The following is a 14,876-nucleotide window of genomic DNA, read 5'->3' as shown; positions in this document are numbered from 1 at the left end:
ATACTTAGCATTCATAGCAAATTCAGAACAGACTTTTTACCTGCTTAAACAGCGGACTCTGGATCACGCTTTCGCCTACCACTTCCAGTGCTCGCGTCGCCGGAACCGGTGTCAGCGGCCGTTTTGGCTTACACAGCCCAGGCGGCTGGAAGCGCGGTGAAACGGGCTTAGTGGGCGCTACCGATGTGGCTGGTGGGCGAGTGCCATTATGCAGCGGCTCGTTCAGCAACTGGCTGGGACGGACTAAGGTAATCTCAGCCGGCAGCGTGGGTAACATCTGTTGCAGCACCCGGACAGTATTGGGATGCGGATGGCCAATGGCGATGGCGTAGCCATCACGCTGCGCCAGCTTTACCGCGCGGCTGAACTGCTGGCGAATGGCGTTAATATCCTGGCTGTCATCCAGAAAAACTCTGCGCTTCAGCACCTTGACCTGGGTGCCCTGCGCCGCCGGCACTGCCTGGCTGTTCGCAATGGTCATGCTATCCAGGAAGTAGAGGTTGTAATGGTTCAGCGCCTGCATCACTTTTTGCATGCCGGGCAGGCTGGAGGTCATTCTGCTGCCCATATGGTTATTGAGACCCACCGCATAAGGCACGTTGTTGACCGCATTGCGCATGATGCGTGCTACCTCTTCACTGCTCATCTCTGGCGTTAAGGTATCTTTCTCCAGCGGCTGCTTGCTGAGCGGTGCCATCGGAAGATGGATCAACACCTCATGACCACTCTGATGGGCTTTGGTGGCCATTTCATGCGCATGCGGCGCATTAGGCAGCACCGCGACCGAGATTGCCTGCGGCATCTGCAGAACCTTGTTTTCTTCGGTCGGGCGATAACCGACATCATCAATCACAATCGCGAGTTTGCCGGCGTGGGCAGCGTAGCTGAGCAACAAACTGCTCAGCAGTACGGAGATTTTTCGAAGTTGCAGCAAAACTTATTTTCCTAACCACGGGAGTGGGTTGACGGCCTGTCCCTGACGTCGAATTTCAAAATAGAGCGACGGTGTGCCACGGCCGCCACTGGTACCAACCAGCGCAATCGGCTGACCGGCTTTCACCTGGGCGCCGACGGTCACTAGCGCACTTTGGTTGTAGCCATACAGGCTCATGTCGCCTTTACCGTGCTCCAGTACCACCACCAGACCATAGCCCTGTAACCAATCGGCCATTAGTACGCGACCGTCGGCGATGGCTTTCACCTCGGTGCCTTCGCGCGCATCAATCACCAGCCCTTTCCAGCGCAGCTCACCCTGAAGCTGTTCGCCAAAGCGATGCTCAATACGTCCGCGTACCGGCCACAGGGCCTGACCGCCGGCGCGACCCAGGCCGCCGGTTCGGGCGACCAGCTCGCGTTCACTCTGGGTCGGCTGATAACTTGATCCTTTGGCTTTCGCCTGCGCCTGACGCTGACGCACTTTTTCCGCTTCACGCGCTTCGCGGGCAGCACGTTCCCGTGCTTCACGTTCTGCCCGGGCGATTTTGTCCTGCAGACGGGTTTCGTTCTGGCGCATCTCCACCAGATCGGCCTGATCTTTTTCCAGCGCGCTTTCCAGTACCGTCAGGGTTTTCTTACGTGCTGCGCTCGCCAGCTGCAGTTTCTGCTGCTGGCTTTGCTGCTGGGCTAGCAGGCCTTTCTGCTGCTGTTGCTTCTGCTCCAGCGAGGCCCGCTGCTGGCTCAAATCCTGTCGCGTCTGCTGTAACGCTTCAATACTCTTCTGGCGTGCGGCATTCAGGTAACCGAAATAGGCCAGAATGCGTTCGCTGCGCTGGCTCTCTTCACCGCCCAGCAGCAGTTGCAGGCCATTATGCTGGCCCTGGCGAAACGCGGCGTCGAGCTGCTGCGAAAGCAGCTTTTCCTGTTGCGCCTGCTGCTTTTCAAGCCGGGCGATCGAGCTGGCGAGCTGGCTGATATCATTGTTCAATGCTGTCAGGCTATTCCGGGTTTCTCGCAGCTGGCGACTGGCCTGCGCAATAATTTTTTCCTGACTCTGCAACTGATCCAGCAACTTGCTGCGCTGTAGCTTTTGCGCTTTAACGCTTTTCTCTTTTTCAGCGATGTTTTGCTGAATTGATTGCAGCTGGGATTTGCTGTCTTCCGCACTTTGCGCGGCGGTTGGCAATAACAGTACGCCCGCGCAAAGCAGGCTAAGGGATAGGGTGGACAGATGTGTGGACAACGGCAGGTTATCGCCGTTGCGACGGGTCCTTGTGTGCGAAACGGTTATTTTTCCCTTCATAGGCCAATGATTATTCCACGATGAACCGCCGCTTACCAGCAAACCGCTCCGGCATTTGCTTTTCCAGTTATGTCCGGTTTTTACAGGACATTGCCTAAGCGTTACGCCATTTTTGTGCTTTAGCCAGATTTTTTTGGAAAATGCTACTCAAATTACCACTCTGACCGCTTAGCATCTGTACATGAGAAGTGGCGCAGGTATACTCAGAACCCTTGTTTTAGCTTATTAGCCCGGTCTGGAGTCGTTACCCCTCATGCAAGAAATTATGCAGTTTGCAAGCAATCACCCCATCCTCAGTCTGGCATGGGTTGTTTTACTCATTCTGGTGATTGTGACTACCGTTAAAGGAATGTTCTCTAAGGTAAAAACTATCAGTCGTGGTGAAGCAACCCGCCTGATTAACAAAGAGGACGCGGTAGTTGTAGACGTGCGTTCGCGCGACGATTTTCGCAGAGGGCATATCTCAGGTGCGCTGAATGTAGCAGCCGCAGAGATTAAGAAAGGCAACTTAGGCGAACTGGAAAAACATAAAGCGCAGCCGATCATCGTGGTGTGCGCGACCGGACAAAGCGCGGCCGATCCTGCTGCCCATCTGAGTGCTGCTGGCTTTACCCAGGTGTCAGTGCTGAAAGACGGCATCAGCGGCTGGAGCGGTGAAAATCTGCCGTTAATTCGCGGTAAATAATCTTACATAGGTGCTAATCATGGCAAACGTTGAGATGTACACCAAAGCGACCTGTCCTTATTGCCATCAGGCGAAGGCGCTGTTAACGCAAAAAGGCGTATCGTTCCAGGAGATTCCCATCGATGGGGACATGGCGAAACGTGAAGAGATGATTAAGCGCAGCGGCCGGACGACCGTGCCTCAGATTTTTATTGATGCGCAGCACATTGGCGGCTGCGACGACTTATTTGCACTCGATAATCGCGAAGGTTTAGATCCTTTACTGCAGGCGTAATTTTACGCCGGACATTCTCACTTATAGGACCTGGTCACATGTCAGAACACAACACTAACGAAATGCAATTCCAGATTCAGCGCGTATACACCAAAGATATCTCATTTGAAGCGCCTAACGCGCCGCAGGTTTTCCAGAAAGAGTGGGAGCCGGACGTAAAACTGGATCTGGATACTGCATCTTCTCAACTGGCTGACGAAGTTTATGAAGTCGTGCTGCGTGTGACTGTAACCGCAACCGTCGGTGAAGAGACCGCTTTCCTGTGTGAAGTTCAGCAGGCCGGTATTTTCACTATCAGCGGTATCGAAGGCACGCAGCTGGCCCATTGCCTGGGTGCTTACTGCCCGAATATCCTGTTCCCGTATGCACGCGAATGCATTACCAGCCTGGTTTCACGTGGTACTTTCCCGCAGCTGAACCTGGCGCCGGTTAACTTTGATGCGCTGTTTATGAACTACCTGCAGCAGCAGCAAGGTGAAGAAGGCGCCGAACCACATCAGGATGCCTGATGACTACTCACGCTTCGATTAGCGTCATCGGTGCCGGCTCGTACGGCACCGCTTTGGCGATTACCCTGGCCCGTAACGGCCATCCGGTGCTGTTGTGGGGACATAACCCGGCGCACCTGGCGCAACTTCAGTCTGACCGCTGTAATACCGCTTTCCTGCCCGATGTGCCGTTCCCCGATAATCTCTCTCTTGAGCCTGACCTGGCGAAAGCCATTGCGGCCAGCCGCGATCTGTTGATTGTGGTGCCGAGTCACGTATTTGGTGATGTGCTGCAACAGATCAAGCCGGAATTACGCGCCGATTCGCGCATTGTCTGGGCGACCAAAGGACTGGAAAAAGAGACCGGACGTCTGCTGCAGGATGTGGCGCGTGAGATCGTTGGCGAGGCGATACCGCTGGCGGTGATCTCCGGCCCGACCTTTGCAAAAGAGCTGGCGGCAGGTTTACCGACCGCGATTGCACTGGCAGCGACCGATGCCCGGTTTGCTGACGATTTGCAGCAGAAGCTGCACTGCGGCAAAAGTTTCCGCGTTTACAACAACCCTGACTTTATCGGCGTACAGCTGGGCGGGGCGGTTAAAAACGTAATTGCTATCGGTGCCGGTATCTCCGATGGCATCGGTTTCGGTGCCAATGCACGTACCGCATTAATTACGCGCGGGCTGGCGGAGATGAGTCGTCTCGGCGCGGCGCTAGGTGCCGATCCCACTACCTTTATGGGCATGGCGGGATTGGGTGATTTGGTCCTGACCTGTACCGATAATCAGTCGCGCAACCGTCGTTTTGGCATGATGCTGGGCCAGGGCGAGGATGTAGATAGCGCACAACGCATTATCGGACAAGTTGTAGAAGGCTACCGAAATACCAAGGAAGTCAGAGCGTTAGCCGCGCGAGTCGGCGTAGAAATGCCGATCACCGAGCAGATTTATCAGGTGCTGTATTGCGAAAAACCCGCGCGGGATGCAGCATTAAGCCTGCTGGGGCGGACAAGGAAGGACGAAAACAGCAATAGCTAAAGCAGGAAGCGTAGCGTCATCACCTGTAGCGCCCATTCAGGCGCTTTTTTTATCGGGAGAAAACAGCAATGTCGTCTGATGAGTTAGAACTGGTCTGGAATAATATCAAAGCAGAAGCGCGAGCCCTGGCTGATTGTGAGCCGATGCTGGCCAGCTTTTACCACGCGACATTGCTTAAGCATGAAAATCTCGGTAGTGCTTTGAGTTATATGCTGGCTAATAAGCTGGCCAACCCGATTATGCCGGCAATCGCTATCCGTGAGATAGTCGAAGAGGCCTATCGCGAAGACCCTACGATGATCCTGTCAGCCGCTTACGATATTCAGGCGGTCCGTCAGCGCGATCCGGCAGTGGATAAATACTCCACGCCGCTGCTCTATCTTAAAGGCTTCCACGCCTTACAGGCGTACCGTATCGGCCACTGGTTGTGGAACGAGGGACGTCGTGCGCTGGCGGTTTACCTGCAGAATGAAATTTCCGTCTCGTTTGCGGTTGATATCCATCCGGCCGCCAACATCGGTCACGGCATCATGCTCGACCATGCGACCGGGATTGTGATTGGCGAAACGGCAGTGGTTGAGAACGATGTCTCAATTTTGCAGTCGGTTACGCTTGGCGGGACCGGCAAAACCAGCGGCGATCGCCATCCAAAAATCCGTGAAGGGGTGATGATTGGTGCCGGGGCGAAAATCCTCGGCAACATTGAGGTCGGACGCGGAGCAAAAATCGGCGCCGGCTCGGTGGTCCTGCAGCCTGTGCCGCCGCATACCACCGCCGCAGGCGTGCCTGCGCGTATCGTCGGCAAGCCCGGCAGTGATAAGCCGTCAATGGATATGGATCAGCATTTCAATGGCAGCCTGGCGGGCTTTCAGTTTGGCGACGGCATCTAGTCTTTAGTCAGTGCGCCAGCGTAATCAAGCTGGCGCCACGCTTCATACACCACCACCGAGACCGCATTCGACAGATTCATACTGCGGCTTTCGGCCTGCATCGGTATACGAATCTTCTGCTGTGGCGGTAAGGCCTGCAAAATCTCAGCCGGCAGTCCGCGGCTCTCCGGACCAAACAGCAAATAATCCCCGGCCTGATACTGCACCGCGCTGTGCGCTGGCGTGCCTTTAGTGGTCAAAGCAAACAGCCGCGCGGGCGACTCTGCCGCCAGAAATGTCGCATAGTCTGAGTGGAATTTGATGGCGGTAAATTCGTGATAATCCAGTCCGGCGCGGCGTAAGCGTTTATCATCCCAGGCAAAACCGAGCGGCTCAATCAGGTGGAGCTGAAAGCCGGTATTGGCGCACAGGCGAATGATATTGCCGGTATTCGGCGGGATTTCTGGTTCAAACAACACAATGTTAAGCATATGGCCCCCGATAACGAGGGCCGAAGCATAGCAAATTATTGTCGACCGGAGGAGTAGAGCGGCAACCAGATCGTCAGGCGCAGGCCGCCAAGCGGGCTGTCATCGGCCTTAACCCAGCCGCGATGTTGCTGCACGGCGGTTTCGACGATGGCCAGACCAAGGCCGGTGCCGCCCGATTCGCGATCGCGCGCTTCATCAGTGCGATAAAACGGCCGGAATATCTGTTCGCGATCTTCCGGGCTGACGCCAGGACCATCATCATCGACATGGACCGTAATGCCGGCGATATCGACGGAGAAGCTGACGCTGATGTGGCTGTTTGAATAGCGCAGCGCGTTACGCACGATATTCTCCAGCGCACTTTCCAGCGCGTGCGGATTGCCGTAGAGCGGCCACGGACCCGGCGGATACGGGATGTCCATCTTCTTGCCCATCTGCTCGGCTTCGAAGCGGGCATCTTCCAGCACTCCGTTCCACAACTGGTTCGCCTTCATTGCCTCACTGACCAGCGCATTTTTATGCTGGGTTCGCGACAGCACCAGCAGGTCGTTAATCATGCCATCCAGACGCTGCGCTTCCATCTCAATGCGCTCCAGCTCTTTGCCCTCGCCCTGACGACGACGCAGCAACGCCGTTGCCAGCTGCAGTCGGGTAAGTGGTGTACGCAGCTCATGGCTGATATCTGACAGCAGACGTTGCTGACCGGTCATCATCCGTTCCAGCGCACTGACCATCTGATTAAAGCTGGAGCCGGCAGCCAGGAACTCCTGCGGGCCCGACTCCAGTTCCGGATGCTGACGCAGGTTACCGCTGGCGACTTCATCGGCAGCATATTTCAGCTTACGGGCCGGACGTGCCAGGCTCCAGGCCAGCCATAATAGCAGGGGTGAACTGATCAACATTGTTACGATCAGCAGCAATAAGGGGCGATCAAACAGCAGGTTGATGAAATCGAGCTGGGAACTGTTGGCAGGACGGATCATATAGAGCTGGTAGTTATCTTCACCGTCCCGAACCGCAAACGGCCCCACCAGCTCAACCCGACCATATTTCTTCTTTTGCGGATGATCCGCATTATCGGACTGGCCGATAAAATTACGAATAACCTGCATTTCATTATGCTGCGCGCCGATTACCCGGCCTTCGCTGGTCACTAACAATAGCCGCTGACCCGGCGGCGCCCATTTTTCTACTGCACGGAATAACCGGCGCCACCACATCAGATCGTTAGGCGGATCCTGTGACAGCTCGGCTTCAACATGCTGCTCGATCATGATGCCCTGCCGCTGTTCACTTTCAAGCAGCGAGGTCATCTGTCGGGAATCGAGTTTGGGGACCATCAGCACCAGCATCAACACCAACGCCAGGGTTAACCAGAAGATGGCAAAGATGCGGGTGGTCAGACTGCCAATCATGATGCCGAAACCATCAGATAGCCCCGGCCGCGTAAGGTTTTAAACCATGGGTGACCGTCACGACGCTCAGGAAGCTTACGGCGCAGGTTAGAGATATGCATATCAATTGCCCGGTCAAATGGCGTCAGGCGTTTACCCAGTACTTCCTGGCTCAGATGTTCACGCGACACCACCTGACCCAGATGCTGTGCCAGCAGATAGAGCAGGGTGAATTCGGTGCCGGTCAGGTCCAGCGTCACGTCATCAAAGCTGGCCTCCTGGCGACCCGGATTAAGCCGCAGGCAATCGACTTCCAGCGTCGGTGAGCTGTTGTCCTGCTGCTGTTGCTGTTCACTCCAGTTAGAGCGGCGCAGAATGGCACGGATACGGGCCACCAGCTCACGATCGTTAAACGGTTTAGGCAGGTAGTCATCCGCACCCAGTTCGAGACCCAGTACGCGATCCAGCTCGCTACCGCGTGCGGTCAGCATGATGACCGGTGTCTGGTGCTGCTGTCGCAGCTCCTTCAGGGTGTCGATACCGTTCTTCTTCGGCATCATCACATCCAGTAACAGCAGATCAACGGAGTTATCAAGCACGTTCAGCGCTTGTTCACCGTCGCTGGCTACCACCACTTCAAACCCTTCCATTTCTAACAGTTCTTTTAAAAGCGAAGTTAATTCGCGGTCATCATCTACCAACAGGATTTTATTCATTTTTGTAGCCCTCCGCAGGCAAAATACCGTGTTCCTGGCGCACCTATCCATCGCTTTACGTAGTTTTACACCCCCTGACGGATGTTTGCAGCTATCGCCGTACACTGGCTCTCGTTGAATCGCAAAACGGAACGAACTGGAGTAAACGATGCGCACATTAACCGCCGTCGTCCTTGCCTCAGCGATGGCTCTCAGTCTCGCCAGCGCAGGTGCAAAAGATACGACGACGATTGACGAGATGCATCATGGCGGATTGCCGACAGGCAGTATGACGCAAAATCCACAAAGCCACATGTTCGAGGGCATCGAGTTGACCGAACAGCAGCGTCAACAGATGCGTGACCTGATGCAACAGGCCCGACACGAACGCCCGGCGGTCCGTCTTGATGATATCGCCGCTCTGCATGAGTTAGTGACTGCAGACAAATTTAACGAAGCGGCCATCCGCGAAAAGGCGGAAACCATCGCCAGAGTTCAGGTTGAACAACAGGTCGAGATGGCGCGTGTACAGAATCAAATGTTTCATCTGCTAACGCCGGCCCAGCAGGCCACATTGCAGAAGAACTACCAGCAGCGACTGAATGAGCTGCGGCATTTATCGAATTTGCAGTCAGCATCATCACTGCAAGCAGTGAGTAGTACCAGCAGTAACCAGTAACATAGTATCCCTGTTTTCCTTGCCATAGACACCATCCCTGTCTTCCCCCGCATGATGCGGGGGTTTTTTTTATCAGGGGATTAACGCCACGTTATTCTGAATCACACATTTAAGAAATTCATGACGCGACATCAAGCTTTATGAAGTAATCAGAGTGTGGTCGGTAGGAAGAGACACTGGGCTTCAGTTCCCTGTTGACGGGTAAAACGCGCCTTCGCAAAAGCGGGGTTTTTATCTTTTTACGGGTTATTTTGTTTTGACAGTAATACTCACTCCGCAATAAAAATGCCCTTTCATTAACGCTTATCCAGCCTGAGCTACCACTCATCACCGTTTATGCGCCTTTAAGCATGATGACTGTGCTTAAGCGCACCGGAAACGATTTGCGCGGCGGTTAAATTAGTAATCCGTTGAAATATAAAACTTTTATTTCAATTTATGCCCGATTAACCCGGCTTTTCAACGGCCTGCGTTCCCCGCGTTGCGCTTGCTGGATTAGGTCCAGCTTCTACACTTAATCCTGTCACTGCAGGGAAGTGCAGTGTCTTCGCGAAGTCTCAGGGAGCAACAACCACATTATGTCGTCCTGAATGAATCTATTAACGGAGTAAGTTATGGCAGAGCATCGTGGTGGTTCAGGTAATTTCGCAGAAAATCCGCAAAAAGCATCTGAAGCCGGTAAAAAAGGCGGTCAGAACAGCGGCGGCGGAAATTTCAAAAACGATCGTGAAAAAGCATCAGAAGCAGGGAAAAAAGGCGGCAAAAAGTAATTGCTGTCCTGCACTCTGACACGGCTGGCAGATGAAATAAGGCTGGCACTGATGTAGTAAGCACTTTGCCCCGTCCTCCTGCTGTGGTCGGGGCTTGTTTTTATCATGACGTTCTCTCACCGACTGATCTTCCTCTCTTTGATCACAATTAAGCGGTCTGCTGACAGCAGTGTTAAACTTTAGCCACTCTTTCATTTGGGTGCGCATCACCCTCGATGCTGCATACGGAACCTGGCATGCAACCCTCATATGGCCGACTGGTAAAGCGTGCTGCACTGGCCGCGACTATCCTTGCGTCTGCGCTGTTAATCGTGAAGATTTTCGCCTGGTGGTACACCGGTTCAGTGAGCTTGCTGGCTGCGCTGGTCGATTCACTGGTCGATATCGCCGCCTCGCTGACCAACCTGCTGGTGGTGCGTTATGCGCTGCAACCGGCGGATGAAAACCACACCTTCGGACATGGCAAAGCGGAGTCGCTGGCGGCGCTGGCGCAAAGCATGTTTATCTCAGGCTCCGCGCTATTTCTGTTTCTGACCGGTCTGCAACATCTCGCTTCCCCCAACGTACTCCATGCGCCCGGCGTCGGCATTGTGGTCACTGTGGTGGCACTGACCTCGACCCTGATTCTGGTGGCATTTCAACGCTGGGTGGTGCGCAAAACCCGCAGCCAGGCAATCCGGGCCGATATGCTGCACTATCAGTCAGATGTGATTATGAACGGTGCTATCCTGATCGCGCTGGTGCTGAGCGGCTATGGCTTTGCCCGGGCGGACGCACTGTTTGCGCTGGGTATTGGCGTGTTCATTCTCTACAGCGCGCTGCGGATGGGATATGAGGCGGTTCAGGCACTGCTGGATCGGGCGCTGCCGGAAGAGGAACGACAGAGAATTCTGACGATAGCGACGCAGTGGCCACGGGTTCAGGGAGTACACGATCTGCGCACCCGCCAGTCCGGGCCTACCAAATTTATCCAGCTGCATCTGGAGTTAGAAGATCAGCTGCCGCTGGTACAGGCACACCGTGTTGCGGACCAGGTTGAGAAAGCATTACGCAAAGAATTTCCCGGTTCGGACGTAATTATCCATCAGGATCCCTGTTCTGTGGTACCGTTCGAGAGAGAAGATTCTTTAGGTTTTTAACTTAAATGAATCAAACTGATACGAAAGGCATGACGTAACGCTAACATTGCTGCAAAAAATAGTGAAAAGTTGTCTGACCTGAATCAATTCAGCAGCAAGCCTTTGATATACTATCTGCCATCACGTATCGCGCGAATCGCAAGAATGATGTTCAGCAGCGATCGACAGGCAGGATTAACCCTTAGTTTTGAACAATCCAGAGGTTGTCATGATCAAAAAAATTGGTGTATTGACCAGCGGCGGCGACGCCCCAGGCATGAACGCAGCTATTCGTGGAGTGGTACGTTCCGCGCTGAGTGAAGGACTGGAAGTTTTTGGGATCTATGACGGTTATCTGGGTTTGTATGAAGATCGCATGATCAATCTCGATCGCTATAGCGTCTCCGATATGATCAACCGCGGCGGCACCTTCCTCGGTTCTGCACGCTTTCCTGAATTCCGTAATGAAGATGTGCGTCAGGTCGCGATTGAAAACATGAAAAAGCGTGGCATTGATGCGCTGGTGGTTATTGGTGGTGACGGTTCTTATATGGGCGCTAAGCGCCTGACCGAGATGGGCTTTCCCTGCATCGGTTTACCCGGCACCATTGATAACGACGTAGCCGGTACCGATTACACCATTGGCTATTTCACCGCGCTGGAAACCGTGGTAGAAGCGATTGACCGTCTGCGTGATACCTCATCATCACATCAGCGTATTTCGATTGTTGAAGTGATGGGCCGCTATTGCGGTGACCTGACGCTGGCTGCGGCGATTGCCGGCGGCTGCGAATTCATCGTGTTGCCGGAGATCCCATACACCCGCGAAGAGTTGGTGGCGGAAATCAAAGCTGGCATTGCCAAAGGTAAAAAGCACGCTATCGTGGCGATTACCGAACATATCTGCGATATCGACGATTTGGCGCGCTTCATAGAAACCGAAACCAAGCGCGAAACCCGCTCAACCGTGCTGGGTCACATTCAGCGTGGCGGTGCGCCTTGTGCTTATGACCGTATTCTGGCGTCACGCATGGGTGCCTACTCGATTGAGCTGCTGATGCAGGGTTATGGCGGACGTTGCGTCGGCATTCAAAACGAGAAGATGGTGCATCACGACATCATCGACGCGATTGAAAATATGAAGCGTCCGTTCAAGCGCGACTGGCTGGATACCGCTAAACAGCTCTACTAATCTCTTCTCCGGGCGTGCAGCATTGCACGCCCAACCTGCCTGTCTGTATATTCCGCATGGTTATAACAGCTTATTTTTAATTCTTTTAGCTCTGTAATGGTTTATGTCACGCTTAGCCCATAACGATATTGGGAGAGTGCGTAATGAACAAGTGGAGTATCGGAATTACCCTGTTGCTGGCCTCAACCAGCGTGCTGGCGAAAGACATCCAGTTATTAAACGTTTCCTACGATCCGACACGCGAGTTGTATGAGCAATACAACAAAGCGTTCAGTGCGCACTACAAACAGGAAACCGGCGATAACGTTGTGGTCCGTCAGTCTCATGGCGGTTCCGGTAAGCAGGCTACCTCGGTCATCAACGGTATTCGTGCCGACGTCGTTACTCTGGCGTTGCAGTCAGATGTGGATGCGATTGCTGAGCGTGGCCGTATCGACAAAAACTGGCTTCAGCGCCTGCCCGAAAACTCCGCACCCTACACCTCGACCATCGTCTTCCTGGTACGCAAAGGTAATCCCAAAGGCATTCATGACTGGAGCGATCTGATCAAACCGGGCGTATCGGTAATTACCCCGAACCCGAAAACCTCGGGTGGCGCACGCTGGAACTATCTGGCCGCCTGGGGCTGGGCACTGGACCACAATAACGGCGATCAGGCCAAAGCGCTGGCCTACGTCCGGGCGCTGTTCAAAAACGTCGAAGTGCAGGATTCCGGCGCGCGCGGCGCAACCAATACCTTTGTTGAGCGCGGTATCGGTGATGTGCTGATCGCCTGGGAAAACGAAGCGTATCTGGCGGTTAACAAGCTGGGTAAAGACAAGTTTGAGATTGTGACCCCGAGCGAATCCATTCTGGCCGAACCCACCGTATCGGTCGTCGACAAAGTAGTGGATGAGAAGGGCACACGCAAGGTGGCGGATGCCTACCTCAAGTATCTCTACTCGCCAGAAGGCCAGACCATCGCCGCACAGAACTACTATCGTCCGCGTGATGCTGAAGTAGCGAAAAAATTCGCCAGCACCTTTGCGCCAGTGAAGCTGTTTACCATTCAGGATAAATTCGGCGGCTGGACCCAGGCACAAAAAGCGCACTTCGCCGATGGCGGCAGCTACGACCAGGTCATGAAACCCTAATCGGGTGCGGCCAGCACGCCCTGTGCTGGCCGCTTCACAGTTCTTCCCCCGCTCATCACCATTTCTTACTCCCGCACAGAATTCTCCGTGACATTCCCTGATCGCCAGGCGAGGATGCAGGCTGCTGAATCCCACAGGAAGCGTTGTTATGCAGCCACGTCGTCGCGCAGTCGCTCTGATTGCGTTTTTGCTGATACTGGTGATTGCGGGCATGCTGGTCGCTGCCCTTCATTTCAAAAAAAACGCCGATGCGCTGTGGCAAATCGTCAGTGAAAAGTGCCTGCCCAATCAGCTGCGCCATGGCGAGCCGGCTCCCTGCCAGCGGGTTGATCTGCAGCATCGCTACGCCACGCTGAAAGATATTAACGGCCCGCTGCAATATCTGCTGATCCCACTCGATAAAATCAGTGGCATTGAAAGCCCGCAGCTGTTGAAGACCACCACGCCCAACTATTTTTCTTTCGCCTGGCATGAACGCCAGTTACTGGCGCAACGGCATGGCGCGCCGATTGACGATCGGGTGCTTTCGCTGGCGATCAACGCACAGTACGGCCGCAGCCAGAACCAGCTGCATATCCATCTCTCCTGTTTACGGCCGGATGTGCGTCAGCAGCTTGATCAGCTGATGCCGCAGCTTACGGCACGGTGGCAGACGACCACGCTGCGTAACCATCGCTACTGGCTGCGCGCGCTGTCGCCCGCAGAGCTGGCACAGCAAAGCGTTTTCATCCGTCTGGCGGATGAGGTGCCACAGGCACGTACGGCGATGGGGAAATATGGGCTGGCGCTGGCGCCTTTATCTGACGGGCGGCTGGTGTTGATGGCGATTGAACGCAACTGGCTGCTGCTGAACCGTGGTTCAGCGGAAGAGGTGCAGGATCATCAATGTCAGCTGATCGCGCCAATAAAAAAGGCGGCTTAATAAGCCGCCTTCAGGGTGCGCATTAGCGCTTAGGCATTTTTCGCCGCTGCTGCCGCTTTAACAATCACGGCAAACGCATCGGCTTTCAGTGACGCTCCGCCAACCAGCGCGCCATCAATGTCGGGCTGGGTGAACAGCTCAGCGGCATTTTTATCGTTAACTGAACCGCCGTACTGAATGATGACCTGTTCAGCGATCGCCGCATCTTTCTTCGCGATATGATCACGAATAAATTTATGCACCGCCTGCGCCTGCGCAGGGGTCGCTGATTTACCGGTACCGATAGCCCAGACTGGCTCGTAAGCGATGACCGCGTCTTTGAACGCTTCGGCACCCTGCGTTTCCAGCACGGCATCCAGCTGACGCGCGCAGACTTCTTCAGTTTTACCCGCTTCGTTTTCTGCTTCGGTTTCGCCAATGCACAGCACCGGTACCAGACCCACAGACTTCAGCACCGCGTATTTCTTCGCAATGAATTCGTCGCTTTCTTTATGGTAGGTACGGCGTTCGGAGTGACCGATGATGATATATTTTGCACCGATATCTTTCAGCATCTCGGCAGAAACTTCACCGGTAAAGGCGCCAGACAGGTTAACGTCTACGTTCTGCGCACCCAGTGCGATGTGGCTACCAGAGATGGCATGTTTCGCCTGCTCGAGATAGACGGTTGGCGGTGCAATGGCTACGCCACACCCATCAACGCCGGACAGTTCCTTGCGCAGACCGTCGATCAGTTCGGCTGTCATCTGCTTGCTGCCATTCAACTTCCAGTTACCCATAACCAGTGGATGTCGCATTCTATCCTCCGCATAACGCGATACATGAAAAATCGCTGCCAGCTGGCAGCGTTGTCTGCCAGACAGTATAGAGATCAAATGTGGCGATGGCTT

The 14,876-nt window shown here is 54.3% G+C and carries 17 protein-coding genes; 11 read left to right on the top strand and 6 right to left on the bottom strand.

What is annotated here, in order from left to right; genetic code table 11:
• Window positions 1–22: 22 nt before the first annotated feature.
• Entirely contained in the window at window positions 23–934 is a 912-nt protein-coding gene (locus tag AC6I8I_RS19505; protein WP_312055958.1) for a divergent polysaccharide deacetylase family protein, read from the bottom strand.
• A 3-nt stretch (window positions 935–937) separates the two neighbouring features.
• Window positions 938–2,239 carry a murein hydrolase activator EnvC gene (gene envC, locus AC6I8I_RS19500; RefSeq protein ID WP_312055959.1) on the bottom strand — a complete coding sequence of 434 codons (1,302 nt, stop codon included), beginning with the start codon at window positions 2,237–2,239 and terminating at the stop codon, window positions 938–940.
• Between the two features lie 253 nt (window positions 2,240–2,492).
• Here envC and AC6I8I_RS19495 point away from each other — a divergent pair, with 253 nt between their 5' ends.
• The 5 genes from AC6I8I_RS19495 (at window position 2,493) to cysE (ending at window position 5,613) form a co-directional block, all read left to right on the top strand.
• Complete coding sequence (locus tag AC6I8I_RS19495; protein WP_031375596.1) at window positions 2,493–2,924, top strand: rhodanese-like domain-containing protein; 432 nt, start codon at window positions 2,493–2,495, stop codon at window positions 2,922–2,924.
• A gap of 19 nt (window positions 2,925–2,943) precedes the next feature.
• Window positions 2,944–3,198, top strand: coding sequence for a glutaredoxin 3 (gene grxC / locus AC6I8I_RS19490; RefSeq protein WP_312055960.1), 255 nt, complete (start codon window positions 2,944–2,946; stop codon window positions 3,196–3,198).
• 38 nt (window positions 3,199–3,236) lie between these two features.
• Entirely contained in the window at window positions 3,237–3,707 is a 471-nt protein-coding gene (gene secB / locus AC6I8I_RS19485; protein ID WP_312055961.1) for a protein-export chaperone SecB, read from the top strand.
• Complete coding sequence (gene gpsA, locus AC6I8I_RS19480; protein WP_312055962.1) at window positions 3,707–4,723, top strand: NAD(P)H-dependent glycerol-3-phosphate dehydrogenase; 1,017 nt, start codon at window positions 3,707–3,709, stop codon at window positions 4,721–4,723. Before secB ends, gpsA begins: the two co-directional genes overlap by 1 nt.
• Before the next feature lie 68 nt (window positions 4,724–4,791).
• Complete coding sequence (gene cysE, locus AC6I8I_RS19475) at window positions 4,792–5,613, top strand: serine O-acetyltransferase (protein ID WP_046289519.1); 822 nt, start codon at window positions 4,792–4,794, stop codon at window positions 5,611–5,613.
• On the opposite strand, the gene trmL is transcribed toward cysE, so the two are convergent.
• The 3 genes from trmL to cpxR are packed head-to-tail and all read right to left on the bottom strand — an operon-like array spanning window position 5,610 to window position 8,193.
• Complete coding sequence (gene trmL / locus AC6I8I_RS19470; protein WP_312055963.1) at window positions 5,610–6,083, bottom strand: tRNA (uridine(34)/cytosine(34)/5-carboxymethylaminomethyluridine(34)-2'-O)-methyltransferase TrmL; 474 nt, start codon at window positions 6,081–6,083, stop codon at window positions 5,610–5,612. The two genes, cysE and trmL, sit on opposite strands and share 4 nt — an antisense overlap.
• A gap of 35 nt (window positions 6,084–6,118) precedes the next feature.
• A complete protein-coding gene (gene cpxA / locus AC6I8I_RS19465) occupies window positions 6,119–7,498 on the bottom strand; it encodes an envelope stress sensor histidine kinase CpxA (protein WP_031375600.1) in 1,380 nt (459 codons plus the stop codon).
• Window positions 7,495–8,193, bottom strand: coding sequence for an envelope stress response regulator transcription factor CpxR (cpxR, locus tag AC6I8I_RS19460; protein WP_312055964.1), 699 nt, complete (start codon window positions 8,191–8,193; stop codon window positions 7,495–7,497). The genes cpxA and cpxR overlap by 4 nt, the downstream gene beginning before the upstream one ends.
• 148 nt (window positions 8,194–8,341) lie before the next feature.
• Here cpxR and cpxP point away from each other — a divergent pair, with 148 nt between their 5' ends.
• The 6 genes from cpxP (at window position 8,342) to AC6I8I_RS19430 (ending at window position 13,986) form a co-directional block, all read left to right on the top strand.
• Window positions 8,342–8,851, top strand: coding sequence for a cell-envelope stress modulator CpxP (gene cpxP, locus AC6I8I_RS19455; protein WP_312055965.1), 510 nt, complete (start codon window positions 8,342–8,344; stop codon window positions 8,849–8,851).
• Between the two features lie 614 nt (window positions 8,852–9,465).
• Window positions 9,466–9,621 carry a con-10 family general stress protein gene (locus tag AC6I8I_RS19450; RefSeq protein ID WP_031375603.1) on the top strand — a complete coding sequence of 52 codons (156 nt, stop codon included), beginning with the start codon at window positions 9,466–9,468 and terminating at the stop codon, window positions 9,619–9,621.
• 236 nt (window positions 9,622–9,857) lie between these two features.
• Window positions 9,858–10,760: a CDF family cation-efflux transporter FieF gene (gene fieF / locus AC6I8I_RS19445; RefSeq protein ID WP_312055966.1), complete on the top strand. Its 903-nt coding sequence runs from the start codon at window positions 9,858–9,860 to the stop codon at window positions 10,758–10,760.
• 208 nt (window positions 10,761–10,968) lie between these two features.
• Window positions 10,969–11,931, top strand: coding sequence for a 6-phosphofructokinase (gene pfkA, locus AC6I8I_RS19440; RefSeq protein ID WP_046289520.1), 963 nt, complete (start codon window positions 10,969–10,971; stop codon window positions 11,929–11,931).
• Window positions 11,932–12,074: 143 nt separating this feature from the next.
• Window positions 12,075–13,064, top strand: a complete 990-nt coding sequence (locus tag AC6I8I_RS19435; protein WP_312055967.1) for a sulfate ABC transporter substrate-binding protein — start codon at window positions 12,075–12,077, stop codon at window positions 13,062–13,064.
• 148 nt (window positions 13,065–13,212) lie between these two features.
• Complete coding sequence (locus AC6I8I_RS19430; RefSeq protein ID WP_312055968.1) at window positions 13,213–13,986, top strand: CDP-diacylglycerol diphosphatase; 774 nt, start codon at window positions 13,213–13,215, stop codon at window positions 13,984–13,986.
• Window positions 13,987–14,015: 29 nt separating this feature from the next.
• Here AC6I8I_RS19430 and tpiA read toward each other — a convergent pair whose 3' ends face one another.
• Complete coding sequence (tpiA, locus tag AC6I8I_RS19425; RefSeq protein WP_031375607.1) at window positions 14,016–14,783, bottom strand: triose-phosphate isomerase; 768 nt, start codon at window positions 14,781–14,783, stop codon at window positions 14,016–14,018.
• Between the last annotated feature and the right edge of the window lie 93 nt (window positions 14,784–14,876).

This window comes from Pantoea sp. X-Soil-YNGN-775, assembly GCF_059730575.1.
The sequence above is the reverse complement of the archived record's forward strand: the minus strand, read 5'-3'. Positions and strand labels throughout refer to the sequence as shown.

Excerpts from the sequence above, each read along its gene's own strand:
- tpiA (WP_031375607.1), bottom strand. The coding sequence starts at position 14,783 with ATGCGACATCCACTGGTTATGGGTAACTGGAAGTTGAATGGCAGCAAG.
- AC6I8I_RS19435 (WP_312055967.1), top strand. The coding sequence starts at position 12,075 with ATGAACAAGTGGAGTATCGGAATTACCCTGTTGCTGGCCTCAACCAGC.
- secB (WP_312055961.1), top strand. The coding sequence starts at position 3,237 with ATGTCAGAACACAACACTAACGAAATGCAATTCCAGATTCAGCGCGTA.
- cpxR (WP_312055964.1), bottom strand. The coding sequence starts at position 8,193 with ATGAATAAAATCCTGTTGGTAGATGATGACCGCGAATTAACTTCGCTT.
- trmL (WP_312055963.1), bottom strand. The coding sequence starts at position 6,083 with ATGCTTAACATTGTGTTGTTTGAACCAGAAATCCCGCCGAATACCGGC.
- cysE (WP_046289519.1), top strand. The coding sequence starts at position 4,792 with ATGTCGTCTGATGAGTTAGAACTGGTCTGGAATAATATCAAAGCAGAA.
- gpsA (WP_312055962.1), top strand. The coding sequence starts at position 3,707 with ATGACTACTCACGCTTCGATTAGCGTCATCGGTGCCGGCTCGTACGGC.
- grxC (WP_312055960.1), top strand. The coding sequence starts at position 2,944 with ATGGCAAACGTTGAGATGTACACCAAAGCGACCTGTCCTTATTGCCAT.
- cpxA (WP_031375600.1), bottom strand. The coding sequence starts at position 7,498 with ATGATTGGCAGTCTGACCACCCGCATCTTTGCCATCTTCTGGTTAACC.
- envC (WP_312055959.1), bottom strand. The coding sequence starts at position 2,239 with ATGAAGGGAAAAATAACCGTTTCGCACACAAGGACCCGTCGCAACGGC.
- AC6I8I_RS19430 (WP_312055968.1), top strand. The coding sequence starts at position 13,213 with ATGCAGCCACGTCGTCGCGCAGTCGCTCTGATTGCGTTTTTGCTGATA.
- cpxP (WP_312055965.1), top strand. The coding sequence starts at position 8,342 with ATGCGCACATTAACCGCCGTCGTCCTTGCCTCAGCGATGGCTCTCAGT.
- pfkA (WP_046289520.1), top strand. The coding sequence starts at position 10,969 with ATGATCAAAAAAATTGGTGTATTGACCAGCGGCGGCGACGCCCCAGGC.
- AC6I8I_RS19450 (WP_031375603.1), top strand. The coding sequence starts at position 9,466 with ATGGCAGAGCATCGTGGTGGTTCAGGTAATTTCGCAGAAAATCCGCAA.
- AC6I8I_RS19495 (WP_031375596.1), top strand. The coding sequence starts at position 2,493 with ATGCAAGAAATTATGCAGTTTGCAAGCAATCACCCCATCCTCAGTCTG.
- fieF (WP_312055966.1), top strand. The coding sequence starts at position 9,858 with ATGCAACCCTCATATGGCCGACTGGTAAAGCGTGCTGCACTGGCCGCG.